The following is a 13,405-nucleotide window of genomic DNA, read 5'->3' as shown; positions in this document are numbered from 1 at the left end:
TACCTTTACTGAATTTTAGGATAGATTGTAGTCAAAATTTGATAAAATCTGCCTAAAAGGCGGGAAATTTTAACTTTTACTTGTTATAATTAAGCCAAATTTTAACCAGGAGAAAAATCATGACGATATTTGAAAAAATCGTGGCGGGCGAGATACCTTGCAATAAAGTGCTAGAAAACGACAAATTTCTAGCCTTTAACGACATAAATCCAAAGGCTCCGATTCATATTTTGATCATCCCGAAAAAACACTTTGAAAATTTCCAGGAGATGGACGGCGCGCTGATGGGCGAGATGACGAAATTTATCCAAGAAGTAGCGGTGCTGATGGGAGTAGATAAGAGCGGATACCGCCTAGTGACAAACTGCGGCGAAAACGGCGGCCAAGAGGTCATGCACCTGCACTTTCACCTGCTAGCGGGCGCAAAGCTTGGCTGGGTGGATACTGCGACCGATCCGCAAAGTACGTTTTAAATTTAGTTTAAATTTACGAGCCTTTGCGGGCTCGTTTTATAAATTTGAGCTAAATTTACTTGATTAAATTTAAAGCAAGGTTGTGGTTAAATTTGACTTGTTTTGTTACGCAAATTTGGCTTTAAATTTAGCGGTGGGTGTGGTTAAATTTAAATGTTAGTTATTTTTTTGCTGATTAAATTTGACTAAACGGGCTTGTTAAATTTAGCCTTGAATTTTAAGCGGTTTTGAACTAAGGTAAATTTAGCTATTTTGGTTAGTTAAATTTGGTTTTAAATTTAACCGCACCAAGTGTAGTAAATTTTACTCTTAAATCCAAACTGCACAAGCTTGGTTAAATTTAACAAGACTGACGCAACCAAATTTAGGCTTTAAATTTGGTTGATTTTATTTTGCAGATACCAGCCGCCAAAGGGTAAATTTGATGGCTGAACGAGGCAAGCTTAAATTTAAAGCTTTATATGTTTGTTTAGTTTAGATATTAACCAGTCAAAAAAACTTTTAATCACAAATTTGCTCATTTTTACTCCTCAAATTCTTTCTTTTCTTCTTCTGAGAGTTTTGAGCGTTGTCTTAGAAAAGCAACCTGTAAAACAACAGGCACAGTTACTCTATAAGCTGGTCCAGCCAAATCTATCGTGGTCCAAATCCCAGCTACCACAAATCCAACTGGTCCCATTAAAAATTTTAGCCAACCAGCTACAACGGGACCCCTGAGACCATGCCCAAATAAAAATTTCCAAACAGCTTGAACAACAATTTGTGCCAGCTGATATGTCTTGAATCCACCCATTCTTAAAATTTGTCTAAATGCCAATATTCCTCCTTGCTTTGTTAAATCCATAGTTGGAATTTTTAATTCTGCCATTAAAGCCTTTTTGTCTTCATCGCTCATTTCTTTCCAAGCATCTTCTAAAATTTTCATAAATAGATTAGTTTCTATCGTCTCTGTCGATGATTTTTTATTATAATTTACTTTTAATTTATTGCAAACATCACATAAAATCTCACGATACATCACGCCACCACCACGAAACGCATTTGCAAAACTATTTCCGCCAAAAGTCTGAATCTCATTAAGTATGATATGGATGTATTTTTTGTGGTCTGGATAATACTGCTTATATAAATCGTTTGTCGTCAGATACTCGGTTATCCTTTTTTCGCCGTCTTTATCCTTTGTCAAAACATCGACTAGATCGTTTAAATCAGAACTTTTTACATCGCGTAAAAACTCCAAATCCTCATCATATCTGTAAGCCATTTTCTCTCCTTGTTTTTAAAAATTTACGAGAAGCAATCTTAATAGAAAGAGCCTTAATAAAAAATAAATATCAGGAATAAATCCTTATAAAATCTAAATATAAAGTAATTATTCCTTAGTTGATAAGTCAGCATATTTTATTGAAAATTCCCGACAAAAAGGCTAAAAATGGGAAATAATCTATCAAAAAGAGATATGGCGGGGATTTTAAATATAGATACGAAAACACTTTATAACCAGAAGAAAAACAAGCCCGAACTATACCGTATCGTTATGCTAGGATTTAAATTCGACGAGCTATTAAAACAAGCCGAAAATAACTTGGACGAGCTTCAAAAAATCGCGGAAGAAAATCGAAATTTTAGATTAAAATAAAAAGTATAAACAAGGTCTTTGCGCAAAAATTTCGAGAATAAACCAATTAGGAGCGGTAGATCAGGTTATCGAAAAGTTAAAAATTTGCAAATTTAACTTTTATTATGGATAGAACATTTTAATCTAGCCAAGCAAGACGTAAGAACAACAAACTACGCCTCGCTCGGCTACGCTAAAATAATGGTTAAATTTTACTTTCTAGCCATTCTAACCGCATCTAAAAGTTCTTCAAAGCCGACTTTGCTAGAGTTTTCTACATCTTTTAAGATCTCGATTCCCGAAACATTATCCTTGCCGTTGTCTGAGAAAATTTTAATCGCCTTATCGAGTCCGTTATGCACGTTTTCATGGTGACGCGAGATATCTTGTATAGTTTTTGGGTCGTTTAAGATGATATTTTTTACTTTCTCATTAAACCACTTAGCAAAACGGCAGTGACCGGCATCCGGTACGCTCTCGAATTCGCCTTGCAATACAGCCCTATATCCGTTTAGTTTCATATTAATATGATCGATTTTGCCGTTGCTGACATTAACCTCATTAGTTAAATTTAAAGCTTGACTTAGAATATTTTGCGTATTTGCGTTTACGCTTGCGATAGTACTCTGAAAATCACCCAAGACACGCATTACATCGCCAGATATTTTAGTAAAATTCTCACTCATTCCTATCATGGTATTTGAGCTTTGTTTAAGTCCGTTTATATTCACTTCGACTTCGAGAGTAGCTTTTTGCGTGCGTTCGGCGAGCTTTCGCACCTCATCGGCCACCACGGCAAATCCGCGTCCGTGTTCGCCCGCGCGAGCCGCTTCGATAGCCGCGTTTAGAGCTAGCAAATTCGTCTGATCGGAGATATCTTTGATGAGATTTATAATCTCCACGATCGACATCACGCTGTTATTTAGCGACGAGGCGTCGTTTTGCAGGTCGCCGCTCATTTGCTGGACGTTTTGCATAGAGCTAACGATAAAGCTCGTCTGCTCGCGCAGTTCGCCCGTCTTGGCAAAGGTTAGATTATTTAGCTCGTTTATATTTTTGAGTATTTCTAAATTTTCTTCCATCGTACCCTGCAAGAAATTTATACCGTCGGCATAACTATCCAGTAGCAGTTTGACCGCGTCGGCCTGCAGCTTAGGCGCGTCCTGCTTGTTAGCCGCGCTTGATTTTACAGCCTCTAGCTCGCTTTGCAGTCTTTCAACCTGCGCTTTTAGGCTTTCGTTTTCTTGCTCTAAAGCAGCATTTTTGCTTTCTAGCTCTTTTTTATATCCGCCTCCAAACATCTTTCCCTCCTTAATTTTTCTATAATTATATTAAAAATTTCATCTTTAAGCGATAAATTTTAAAATTTATTTATCTTTCAGCCACCCGTTTAAAATTTCAATCTGCACCGCCACGCTCTCATTTGCCGTGCCTCCTTGCGACTTGCGCGCCTCTTTGGAGGCGTTTAGATCAAGAAATTTAACCGCGCCTGCGTCCAAGCTTTCATCCACGCTAGCAAGCTGCTGCGCATTTAGCTCGCTCAAATCTAGCCCCAAATTTTCCGCATACGCCACGGCCTTGCCCGTGATGAAGTGAGCTTGTCTAAACGGCACGTTTTTCTCCCGCACGAGATAATCAGCCAGATCGGTCGCCGTGAGGTGCCCGCGCTTCGTCATTGCTAGCATATTTTGCTCGTTAAATTTAGCCGTTTTTAGCATCTGTTTTAAAATTTCAAGGCTAGCAAGTGCGGTGGCGACGCTATCAAAAACACCCTCCTTGTCCTCTTGCATGTCCTTGTTATAAGCTAGCGGCAAGCCCTTCATTACCGTTAGCAGCGCGACGAGATTGCCGTTTACGCGCCCCGTTTTGCCGCGGATTAGCTCGGCGACGTCGGGGTTTTTCTTCTGCGGCATGATCGAGCTGCCCGTGCTGTACGCGTCGCTGATCGTGACAAAGCCGAACTCCTGCGAGCTCCACAAGATGAGCTCCTCGCACAGGCGCGACGCATGCGTCATTATCACGCTTACGTTAAACAAAATCTCCAGCGCGAAATCGCGGTCGCTGACGCTATCCATAGCGTTTGGCGTCACTCCCGCAAATCCAAGCTCCCTCGCGACCAGCTCGCGATTTATCGGGTGCGGCGTGCCCGCAAGCGCGGCAGAGCCCAGCGGGCAGAGATTATTTCGCTCGCGCGAGCTGGTAAAGCGCTCGTAGTCGCGGCGAAACATAAACGCGTAAGCGAGCAAATGATAGGCAAGGCTCACGGGCTGGGCGTGCTGAAGGTGCGTGTAGCCGGGCATCAGCGTGTCCGCGTGCTCGCTTGCTATATCTCGCAGAGCCTCTACTAGCTCGCGGATTTTTTCGGCGATTGCAGCGCCGCTTTTAAGCACGTAGAGACGAAAATCAAGCGCGACCTGATCGTTTCTGCTGCGCGCAGTGTGCAGCCTACCGCCAAGATCGCTTCCGATGAGCTCGCTTAGGCGCTTTTCGACCGCCATGTGGATGTCCTCGTCGGCGGTTTTAAACTCAAATTTACCGCTTTTTATCTCCTCAAATACGGCATCAAGCCCAGCGACGATCTTTTCGCTTTCGTCAGCCTTTAAAATCCCGCAGACGCCAAGCATCCGAGCGTGCGCCTTGCTGCCCGCGATATCCTCCTGCCAAAGCGCCCTATCAAAGCCGATCGAGGCGTTAAACTCCTCCAAAAGCGCCGAACTCGCCTCGCTAAAGCGTCCCTCCCACATTTTTTTCACGCTCGCTCCTTCGTTTAAATTTTCGGTGATTTTATAAAATTTAAGCTAAAATAGCGCAAAATTTCGGCCTTTTGAGAGGAAAAACGATGATAGAGATGTTTTTATGCTCCTATTTTGCGGGCGCGGCGACGCTTTTTGAGGACTATGCGAGGCAAAATATCCGCGCCAAAGAAGTGCTTTTTATCCCGACCGCAGCAAACGTAGAGGAGTACCGAGACTACGTGGACGAGGCGAAAGATGCGTTTGCCAAAATGGGTTTTGAGGTTCAAATTTTAGACGTTTCCAAAGCGAGCGAGGCCGAAGCGGAGGCAAAGATCGGCGCAGCGCAGGTGCTTTACGTAAGCGGCGGCAACACCTTTTATCTTTTGCGCGAGCTTAAAAAGAAAGGTCTAGCAACCCTCATCGCAGATCGCGTCCGAAGCGGCGAGCTCATCTACGTGGGCGAGTCGGCGGGCGCGATGATAGTGGCGCCCAGCGTGGAGTACGCAAGCGTAATGGACGATTCGGGCAACTACGGAGCCGCGGCTCAAACGGGGCTTGATCTGGTGAAATTTTACCCCGTGCCGCACTACGGTGAAGAGCCTTTCGTGCAAAGCGCGGACGAAATTTTAAAAATTTACGGCGGCAAGCTAAATTTGACGCCGATAAATAACGCCGAAGCGATCGCGGTGCACGGCGATAAATTTAAAATTTTAGGACGCTAAACTGCGGCGCGAAAGTAAAATTTACGCTTGCGTTCGCATATAAGGCGCAAGGCAGAATTTAAATTTAGGCGCGGCAAGCTGCTAACGGATAAATTTAATCAAAAGGATCAAAATGAAAATATTACTGATTAACGGCGGAGCGCCGTTTAACGGCAATGGCGGCAAGCTAAGCAAAACCTTGCACGAGCTAGCAAAAAGGACGCTGGAAGCCCTAGGACACGAAACGCGCGAAACTACGATATTTGAGGGCTACGATATAGATGGTGAGGTAGAAAAATTTCTATGGATGGACGCCGTGATCTGGCAGATGCCCGCGTGGTGGATGGGCGAGCCTTGGGTCGTTAAAAAATATATCGACGAGGTGTTTATGGGCGGCATGGGCAAGATAGTGGCAAACGACGGTCGCCATAGAACAAATCCAAACGACGGATACGGCACCGGCGGCATGATAAAGGGCAAATCGCACATGCTAAGCGTCACGTGGAATGCGCCGCTTCAGGCGTTTAACAAGCCAGGTGATTTTTTCGAGGGCGTGGGCGTGGACGGCGTTTATTTGCATTTTCATAAAGCCAACGAGTTTTTAGGCACAAAAAGGCTGCCTACATTTATGTGCAACGACGTCATTAAAAATCCCGACATAGAGCGTTTTACGAGGGATTACGAAGCGCATTTAAAAAGGGTTTTCGGCTAGAGAGCGAGAGGCTACCAAGCGATCTTTTTGATGCGGTTTGGCTGACGAGTAAAGCAGGTAAGCCTTTTTGCTCGAAAGTACGGCAAGGCGTTTAGCGCGTTTTGGATGAAATTTAAGCTTAAGGAGTATTTATGGATTATTTCAAGCCATTTTTAGTAAAGATCGCAGGGCGCGCCAGAGAGGACGATCACACGAGCGCGCATGATCAGATCATCGCGCCGCTACTGCAAAACGCGCTCGCTGCCTACGTCTATAACGGGCGCAAAGATAGTATCGTGGGGGCTTTTGGTAGCGTAGAGCACCCGTTAAATTTGAGCGACTTTAGTTCTATCGTGCACGAGCGGGGCAAATTTCGCCTCGATCTCGCGCGCGAATGCGTAAACGGCGCCGAGATTTTTTGGAACGCTTGCAGTTTTAGGCGCGGCTCGGTCGTTGTTTTGCTTGAGGGCGAGTTTGATATGGCGCCTATTTTACACCGTTGCGCCGAGATAAGCATAGACGAAACGCCCAATATGGGCAACAGCCCAGCGGCGACCAAGCTTGCCAAGCGCGCGATGAGCGAGGGGCGGATCGCCGTGCTTTTTAGCGCGTCAAACGGGATAGAGTGGATGGATATCTATGCTCCTGAGGCGGTGCAGGATAAAATTTTAAAGCTTGCGGATGAGATAAACGGGGATGAAATTTAAAATATACGCTTTACGACCTTACAGGAAAACGAGTCGTCAAATTTAATGACGCATAACGCTTCTTGCCGGCACAACCGTGCGTAGTTATAAGCTTTAGACGAGCATCAGACGACAAAAATTAGCAAAAAGCTAAATTATCGCGCCTCAAGCATTATCAATTTTAATCAAAACGATGTCTGCGGGAGGACAGTCGTCAAATTTGCAGGTAAATTTCTTTTGCCTCTTGTGCCGCTAAATTTACAAAGCAAATTCGCCTCAAAAAGCTCAAATTTGAAAGCACGATCCAAAAAACAAAGCGGCGTAAATTTACCGCCTCATCTTTCTGCCGATTAGCGCAAAAACTACGATCACGCCGGCGATCATCAGCCCAGCCTTGACGTAAAACGCCCTCCTCTCTCGCACGGCTTCAGGCGAGCTGGTTTTGAGCCGCACCTTGACACTCATGCCGCCCGCGACGATGCTTAGCGTATCGCCCGCCATGCCTTTTAGCTTCACGCTTAGCGTGTTCGTGCCGCTTTGCGCGACCGTAGGCGTCATAAAGCCCGAAGCCTTGTAGGAGTAGCGCGTCATGAGGTCGTTGCAGTCTTTGGGACGGAAAAATATCTCATAGGTCTTGTCCGCATCCACGCCCAACACGTCGCCGTCGCGCGCGTCGAAATACGGATTTTGCGGCGTTTTGGTCTTAAAGCTCCACTTTATCTGCTTTACCTGCGAGCCCGCGTTTTGCGCACTTTGATTTCGCGCGCTCGCTTGCTCGTAGCTAAAAACCGCCTCGTACTGCGCGCCAAAGTCAAAAACCTCGCGCGAAAAGGCCGCAAACTGCTTGGACGAAAATTTGGAGTTTATGTCGTTGGCGCTCGTGATGATGTGCAAATTTTGGATCTTTTTCCCGTCTTTAAATATCTCGAAATCTTTAAATTTTACCTCGCCCGAATTTGCGTTAAACTCGATACTGACGGGATTTGCCGTGATCTTGCACTCGGGGAATGGATCTGGAATCTCGCCACTAAAATAAGGCGTCACGGCGGTGGCGTCCGGAAATTTGACGTATGGCTTCATAGAGCCTGTGAAGTTGTCAAATTTGGCGTCTTTGATTTTTAGATTTTTATCGGCGCAGACGTTGGCATAAAACCGTCCCGCGCCCGTATCGCTCGCACCCCTAGCGCAAAAGGCGCTGAGCCTCGAGTTGCCCATTTCAAAGACGAAGGCGTTAAATTTGTCCTTAGACGCGAGCGCGTAGCCGACCTCATCGACGCTCAAATTTAAAAATGCAAATCGGTGATAAATCGCAGAAAAGAGCCCGTCCACCGCCTCCTTAAGGTCGCTTTTATAGGCGATATTTTCAAGCACCAGGGTTGATTTGTAGCCTACGGCCAGAGCCCTATCGGCTGGAGTCGCGCCGCTAAATTTCGCCCGTCCGGCTGTCTCGTCGTGCCCCATGTATTCATTTTGGGCACTGTACTCGGCGTGATTTTTAGCGGCCTGGCTTAAAATTTGATTTGGTTTTAGAGCAGAGAGTCCCGAGCCGCGACGATACTCGTTTAGATACGCGACTGCGTCAGAGTCAGGAACAAAAGAAAACTCGGGCTGCTTGGCGGACTTTAGTGCGGAGCTTTGACTCTGTCCGCCCAAGATATCGCAGCCCGAGAGAAAAAAGGCGCAGGCTAAAAGGCTAAATTTAAGCCCGCGTTTTACAGAGTAAAATTTCAAATCCCGCGCCCTTTAAATTTAAGCCTTAGGGCCGGCTTTTGCGTATTCTACGCCCTCTTTTACGTCCTCGTAGCGTTTAAAATTCGCCTCAAACATGCTCGCTAGTTTATCGCGAGTCGCGACGTATTCGTCTTTGTTTTCCCATGTGTTGATAGGATTTAGCAGCTTCGTCTCGACGCCTGCTAGCTCTTTTGGGATTGCGAGATTAAATTTTTCAAAATTTTCAAATTCGCACTTTTTGATACTGCCGTCAAGGATCGCGTTTATGCACGCGCGCGTGGCTTTGATGCTCATTCGCTTGCCCACGCCGTATGCGCCGCCGCTCCAGCCGGTGTTTACGAGATAGACGCTGACATTGTGTTTATCAATCTTTTCGCCTAGCAGCTTAGCGTAAACGGTCGGGTGCAGCGGCATAAACGGCTCACCAAAGCACGCGCTAAATGTCGCCACAGGCTCTGTGATACCGCGCTCAGTGCCTGCGACTTTGGCCGTATAACCGCTTAGGAAATAATACATCGCCTGCTCTTTGGTTAGCTTTGCGACCGGAGGCAAAACGCCAAATGCGTCGGCTGTTAGGAAGATGATATTTTTCGGATGGCCGCCCGCAGAGCTTGGCTCGTAGTTATCGATATGATAGATCGGGTAGCTAACGCGCGTGTTTTCGGTCTTGCTACCGTCTTTGTAGTCCACGACGCCAGCCTCATCCGCGACCACGTTTTCAAGCAATGCGTCGCGTTTGATCGCAGCGTAAATTTCAGGCTCGCTGCTAGGGTCTAAATTTATGCATTTCGCGTAGCAGCCGCCCTCGAAGTTAAATATCCCCTCATCGTCCCAGCCGTGCTCATCATCGCCTATTAGCTTGCGGTTTGGATCGGTCGAGAGCGTCGTTTTGCCCGTGCCGCTTAGACCGAAAAATAGCGCCGTGTCACCATCTTTGCCCACGTTTGCCGAGCAGTGCATACTTAGCTTGCCCTCAAGCGGCAGCCAGTAGTTCATCATAGAAAAAATTCCTTTTTTCATCTCGCCACCGTACCATGTGCCGCCTATAACCGCGACGTTTTCCTCGACGTTAAAGATAACGAAAACGTCGGAGTTTAGCCCCTGCTCTTTGCACTCTTCGTTTTTGCATTTGCACGCGTTATAGACAACGAAATCAGGGCTAAATTTAGCTAGCTCCGCCTCGCTTGGGCGAATGAACATATTTTTAACAAAATGCGCCTGCCACGCGACTTCGGTCACGAAACGAACTGATTTTTTGCTCTTTTCGCTCGCGCCGCAAAACGCGTCTTGGATAAAGATTTCCTTGCCGCTTAGCTGGGCTTTGGCTTTGGCCAAAAGCTTATCGAAAAGCTCTTTTGAAATAGGCTGATTTACCTTGCCCCAGGAGATGTATTTTTGGCTTGGATCTTGCTTTACGAAGTACTTATCCTTTGGGCTGCGACCCGTAAAGATGCCCGTATCGACCATAAAAGTGCCGTTACTTGACACGCGTCCCTCGCCCATCGCCTTTTCAAGCTCAAAAAGCTCGTCGTAGCTTAGGTTGTGGTTGATTTTTTTGATGTCCTTAAGACCTAATTTTTCTATTTCGTTTACCATTTTTCTTCCTTTTTTGGATTAAATTTTCGCTAAAATTTGACCGTTTGCTACGGTTTGCCCTTGCTGTACCTCTATAGACGTTACCAGCCCGTCTTTTGGAGCGTTTACGTCTATTTCCATCTTCATAGCTTCCAGCACGAACATCCTTTGTCCCTTTTTCACGCTATCGCCCACTGCGACTAGGATTTTAAACACGTTTCCAGGAAGCGTGCTTTTTACCGGCTCGCCGCTACCGCCGGTCGTTTTAGCCGGAGAGAGCTCCGGAGGCGGCATGTGCGCTACGCTTGCTGGTTTTACACTTTTTATCTCGGCTTTGCCGTCAGCGTCTGCGACCTCGACGTCAAATTTTTTGCCGTTTACGGTGACGCTGTATTTTTCGTTTATCGGAGTTTTCGCGCGAGGGGTCGGTGCGCTCGTTTCGGCCGCATTTGAGGATTTTTTTCGGATATTTACCTTGCCTTCGCCTTTTAAAAACGCGATGCCTTTTTCCTTGCACGCTGCAGCGATAAAGATATTTTCCTCGCTAGGCTCGATGCCCTCTTTTTTGAGTAGCTCGCGCGTAAATTTAAGCGACTTGCTCTCGTCTTTGTCGGCGATATCCATGGCGTGTTCTTTGGTTGGCTTTAAATTTAGCTGCTCGCTAGCTAGCTTAACCACGCTCTTATCGGGCTCTACGGGCGTTTTACCGAAGTAGCCTAGTACCATTTTGCCATAGCCTTCGGCGATCTTTTTCCATGGGCCAAACATCACGTTGTTAAATGCCTGTTGGAAATAAAACTGACTCACAGGCGTCACGCTCGTGCCGTAGCCGCCTTTTTGTACGACTTCGCGCATAGCAAGGATAACTTCTGGAAATTTATCCAGGATATTATTATCGCGCATCATTTGGGTATTTGCCGTTAGCGCGCCGCCTGGCATCGGACTAAACGGTATGAGCGGGCTAACCTGCACGGCTTCCGGCGGCAAGAAATAGTCTTTCAAGCACTCATTTAGCACGCTTTCGTATTTTAGAATTTTCTCCACGTCAAGTCCGCCCAAATCGTAGTTTTTGCCCTTAACGGCATGCAGCATAGTTAGGATATCTGGCTGGCTGGTGCCGCCGCTAACCGGGCTTGCGGCTAGATCTATGCCGTCTGCGCCAGCCTCTAGAGCGGCCATATAACAAGCGACACTAACGCCTGCGGTTTCGTGAGTGTGGAGTCTGATGTGAGTATTTTGCGGGAGGAGTTTGCGAGCCATTTTGATAGTTTCATACACTTTTTGCGGGCTGCTCGTACCGCTGGCGTCCTTGAAACAAACGCTGTGATACGGTATGCCCGCGTCTAAAATTTCGCGCAAAATCCGCTCGTAAAACGCCACGTCGTGTGCACCCGAACAGCCCGCAGGCAGATCCATCATCGTAACGACCACTTCGTGATTTAGTCCGTGATGAGCGATGCGTTCGCCAGAATATTTTAAATTTTCCACGTCGTTTAGCGCGTCGAAGTTTCGTATCGTGGTCGTGCCGTGCTTTTTAAAGAGCTTTGCGTGTAGATCGACTAGCTCGCGGCTGCCCGTATCTAGCGTCACGGTATTTACGCCGCGGCTTAGAGTTTGCAAGTTTGCCTCGGGCCCGACCGTTTCGCGAAATTTATCCATCATCGCAAACGCGTCTTCGTTTAGATAAAAATAAAGGCTCTGAAACCGCGCCCCGCCGCCAAACTCAAAGTGCGTTATACCAGCCTCTTTAGCCGCGCTAACCGCGGGTAAAAAGTCCGCCATCGCCACACGCGCGCCGAAAACCGACTGAAAGCCGTCTCTAAAGGTAGTGTCCATAACGTCTATAAATTTTTTCGCCATTTTGCCGCCCTTTCAAATTTCAAAATCGTGCTAATTTTACCTAGTTTTAGATTAAGTGGATATAATAAAATCAAAGCATTATCACAAAAATGTTTAGCAAGGGGAGCAAATGCAAGAGCGCACGCTAGAAGAGCTTTACAAAAAGCTAAAAGAATTTGATAGATTGACAGATAAAGAAGAGTTTTTGTTTGACGAGATAAGGGACGCCGTAGAGGCGCAGGATTTGGCGTTTGCCGCGCAAATTTGCGACTTTGTTTTAAACGACGAATTTGAAAAATTCGGCGCGTTTTTAAGAACGAGGGCGCTAATGTGGCTCACGGACTATATCGTGCAAAATTTAAAAGAAAACGAGAGCGAATACCCAAATTTCGACGACTTTGCAGACTGCCTGTGGAAATTTAAATGGATCGTCTCGGGCGTCGCTCAAAGCTCCATGATAGAAAAGGAGCTCATAGACGAGGCAAACGAAGCGATGCTGTTTTACTACGAGCGCATGGAGCTCTCGCTGGCCTCATACTACAAGGCCTTGATGAATCAAAACATCGACATGGGCGATGCTAGAGAGGCGAAGACCAACTACGAGCTATGGAAAAAGCTCGCCAAAGACGATATGGCCGACTGCGAAGCATGCGAGGCATCGGGTGAGATCGCCTATTTAAATTTTGCCGGCGAGCACGCAGCGGCGCTTGAGCTTGCCGTGCCGATACTTTCCGGCGAGCTAACCTGTGCCGAAGTGCCTCACACGACCTACGCGCCAATACTTTTTAGCATGATAAAAACGGGCAAGATAGAAGAGGCAAAAGCCCTGCTACCAAAGGCCGCGGCGACGATCGAGTCAAATCCTCGCGTCATAAACATGATCGCCCCGCTCATCGAGATCGCCGTTAGGCTGGACGAGCGCGAGACGGCGCTAAATTTGGCTCGCAAGCACTCCGCGGCGATACTTGATGGCAACGACGATCTAAACGACCTGCGATTTTTCATCGCAGTTAGCGCGTTTGGCGACGAGAGCGACTACAAGATAGCCGTGGAGATAGCGGGCAAATTTGACGCTAGAAACGGCAACACCTACTACTCGGACTACCTGAACGAATTTTACGCTGAGTATGGTTTTTAGATTTTGCGGGTTAAATTTGACGGGTAAATTTGGAGTTAAATTTGTAAAATTTGATACACCGAGACCAGCATCTCGACGATAGTAAATTTGAATTGGTTAAAATTTAGCGTTGCGAGTTTGGTTTCCTTGCGTAAAAAACAACCGTTTGAGGTTGTTTTTTACTTTATTGTAAAGGGTGTGGGGGCTTGAATTACGCTCTGCTTTGCTGACGCAAAGCG

General features: G+C 46.5%; 12 protein-coding genes and 1 pseudogene. 6 read left to right on the top strand and 7 right to left on the bottom strand.

The features are described 5' to 3' along the window. Positions 1-119: 119 nt before the first annotated feature. Positions 120-473: a histidine triad nucleotide-binding protein gene (locus CSUNSWCD_RS02645; protein WP_009493554.1), complete on the top strand. Its 354-nt coding sequence runs from the start codon at positions 120-122 to the stop codon at positions 471-473. Between the two features lie 523 nt (positions 474-996). Here CSUNSWCD_RS02645 and CSUNSWCD_RS02640 read toward each other — a convergent pair. Continuing rightward, a complete protein-coding gene (locus CSUNSWCD_RS02640) occupies positions 997-1,737 on the bottom strand; it encodes a YaaW family protein (RefSeq protein WP_009493552.1) in 741 nt (246 codons plus the stop codon). A gap of 168 nt (positions 1,738-1,905) precedes the next feature. Between CSUNSWCD_RS02640 and CSUNSWCD_RS02635 the strand changes: the two genes are divergently transcribed. Continuing rightward, positions 1,906-2,112: a hypothetical protein gene (locus CSUNSWCD_RS02635; RefSeq protein ID WP_009493550.1), complete on the top strand. Its 207-nt coding sequence runs from the start codon at positions 1,906-1,908 to the stop codon at positions 2,110-2,112. 191 nt (positions 2,113-2,303) lie between these two features. Here CSUNSWCD_RS02635 and CSUNSWCD_RS11960 read toward each other — a convergent pair whose 3' ends face one another. The 3 genes and pseudogenes from CSUNSWCD_RS11960 to argH all read right to left on the bottom strand — a co-directional run bounded on the left by CSUNSWCD_RS11960 (position 2,304) and on the right by argH (position 4,835). Continuing rightward, the gene (locus CSUNSWCD_RS11960; RefSeq protein ID WP_390886465.1) at positions 2,304-2,612 is read right to left on the bottom strand and encodes a CZB domain-containing protein; all 309 of its coding nucleotides are present in this window, start codon (positions 2,610-2,612) and stop codon (positions 2,304-2,306) included. A 57-nt stretch (positions 2,613-2,669) separates the two neighbouring features. Further along, positions 2,670-2,999, bottom strand: a pseudogene (locus CSUNSWCD_RS11955) (methyl-accepting chemotaxis protein); the annotation flags it as partial. Positions 3,000-3,458: 459 nt separating this feature from the next. Further along, positions 3,459-4,835 (bottom strand): argininosuccinate lyase, encoded by a 1,377-nt coding sequence (argH, locus tag CSUNSWCD_RS02625; RefSeq protein ID WP_034964248.1) that lies wholly within the window; start codon positions 4,833-4,835, stop codon positions 3,459-3,461. A 95-nt stretch (positions 4,836-4,930) separates the two neighbouring features. Here argH and CSUNSWCD_RS02620 point away from each other — a divergent pair, with 95 nt between their 5' ends. From CSUNSWCD_RS02620 to CSUNSWCD_RS02610, 3 genes are all read left to right on the top strand, one after another. Then, positions 4,931-5,548: a Type 1 glutamine amidotransferase-like domain-containing protein gene (locus CSUNSWCD_RS02620; RefSeq protein WP_009493544.1), complete on the top strand. Its 618-nt coding sequence runs from the start codon at positions 4,931-4,933 to the stop codon at positions 5,546-5,548. Positions 5,549-5,660: 112 nt separating this feature from the next. Then, positions 5,661-6,239: an NAD(P)H-dependent oxidoreductase gene (locus tag CSUNSWCD_RS02615; protein ID WP_009493543.1), complete on the top strand. Its 579-nt coding sequence runs from the start codon at positions 5,661-5,663 to the stop codon at positions 6,237-6,239. Between the two features lie 131 nt (positions 6,240-6,370). Beyond that, positions 6,371-6,925 carry a hypothetical protein gene (locus CSUNSWCD_RS02610; protein WP_009493541.1) on the top strand — a complete coding sequence of 185 codons (555 nt, stop codon included), beginning with the start codon at positions 6,371-6,373 and terminating at the stop codon, positions 6,923-6,925. 306 nt (positions 6,926-7,231) lie between these two features. On the opposite strand, the gene CSUNSWCD_RS02605 is transcribed toward CSUNSWCD_RS02610, so the two are convergent. The 3 genes from CSUNSWCD_RS02605 to CSUNSWCD_RS02595 are packed head-to-tail and all read right to left on the bottom strand — an operon-like array spanning position 7,232 to position 12,070. Continuing rightward, positions 7,232-8,635: a CAP domain-containing protein gene (locus tag CSUNSWCD_RS02605; protein WP_009493538.1), complete on the bottom strand. Its 1,404-nt coding sequence runs from the start codon at positions 8,633-8,635 to the stop codon at positions 7,232-7,234. Positions 8,636-8,653: 18 nt separating this feature from the next. Then, positions 8,654-10,231 carry a phosphoenolpyruvate carboxykinase (ATP) gene (gene pckA / locus CSUNSWCD_RS02600; protein WP_009493537.1) on the bottom strand — a complete coding sequence of 526 codons (1,578 nt, stop codon included), beginning with the start codon at positions 10,229-10,231 and terminating at the stop codon, positions 8,654-8,656. Positions 10,232-10,249: 18 nt separating this feature from the next. Continuing rightward, positions 10,250-12,070: a biotin/lipoyl-containing protein gene (locus CSUNSWCD_RS02595; protein WP_009493535.1), complete on the bottom strand. Its 1,821-nt coding sequence runs from the start codon at positions 12,068-12,070 to the stop codon at positions 10,250-10,252. Positions 12,071-12,179: 109 nt separating this feature from the next. Between CSUNSWCD_RS02595 and CSUNSWCD_RS02590 the strand changes: the two genes are divergently transcribed. Next, positions 12,180-13,187: a hypothetical protein gene (locus CSUNSWCD_RS02590; RefSeq protein ID WP_009493533.1), complete on the top strand. Its 1,008-nt coding sequence runs from the start codon at positions 12,180-12,182 to the stop codon at positions 13,185-13,187. Positions 13,188-13,405: the final 218 nt, after the last annotated feature.

It is taken from the genome of Campylobacter showae CSUNSWCD, from assembly GCF_000313615.1.
GTDB lineage: Bacteria > Campylobacterota > Campylobacteria > Campylobacterales > Campylobacteraceae > Campylobacter_A > Campylobacter_A showae_A.
Note: the sequence above shows the minus strand (reverse complement) of the source record. Positions and strands in the feature narration are given on the sequence as shown.

Coding starts and splice junctions, on each gene's coding strand:
- CSUNSWCD_RS02590 (WP_009493533.1), top strand. CDS start 12,180: ATGCAAGAGCGCACGCTAGAAGAGCTTTACAAAAAGCTAAAAGAATTT.
- CSUNSWCD_RS11960 (WP_390886465.1), bottom strand. CDS start 2,612: ATGAAACTAAACGGATATAGGGCTGTATTGCAAGGCGAATTCGAGAGC.
- CSUNSWCD_RS02645 (WP_009493554.1), top strand. CDS start 120: ATGACGATATTTGAAAAAATCGTGGCGGGCGAGATACCTTGCAATAAA.
- CSUNSWCD_RS02640 (WP_009493552.1), bottom strand. CDS start 1,737: ATGGCTTACAGATATGATGAGGATTTGGAGTTTTTACGCGATGTAAAA.
- CSUNSWCD_RS02620 (WP_009493544.1), top strand. CDS start 4,931: ATGATAGAGATGTTTTTATGCTCCTATTTTGCGGGCGCGGCGACGCTT.
- CSUNSWCD_RS02615 (WP_009493543.1), top strand. CDS start 5,661: ATGAAAATATTACTGATTAACGGCGGAGCGCCGTTTAACGGCAATGGC.
- CSUNSWCD_RS02635 (WP_009493550.1), top strand. CDS start 1,906: ATGGGAAATAATCTATCAAAAAGAGATATGGCGGGGATTTTAAATATA.
- argH (WP_034964248.1), bottom strand. CDS start 4,835: ATGTGGGAGGGACGCTTTAGCGAGGCGAGTTCGGCGCTTTTGGAGGAG.
- CSUNSWCD_RS02610 (WP_009493541.1), top strand. CDS start 6,371: ATGGATTATTTCAAGCCATTTTTAGTAAAGATCGCAGGGCGCGCCAGA.
- pckA (WP_009493537.1), bottom strand. CDS start 10,231: ATGGTAAACGAAATAGAAAAATTAGGTCTTAAGGACATCAAAAAAATC.
- CSUNSWCD_RS02595 (WP_009493535.1), bottom strand. CDS start 12,070: ATGGCGAAAAAATTTATAGACGTTATGGACACTACCTTTAGAGACGGC.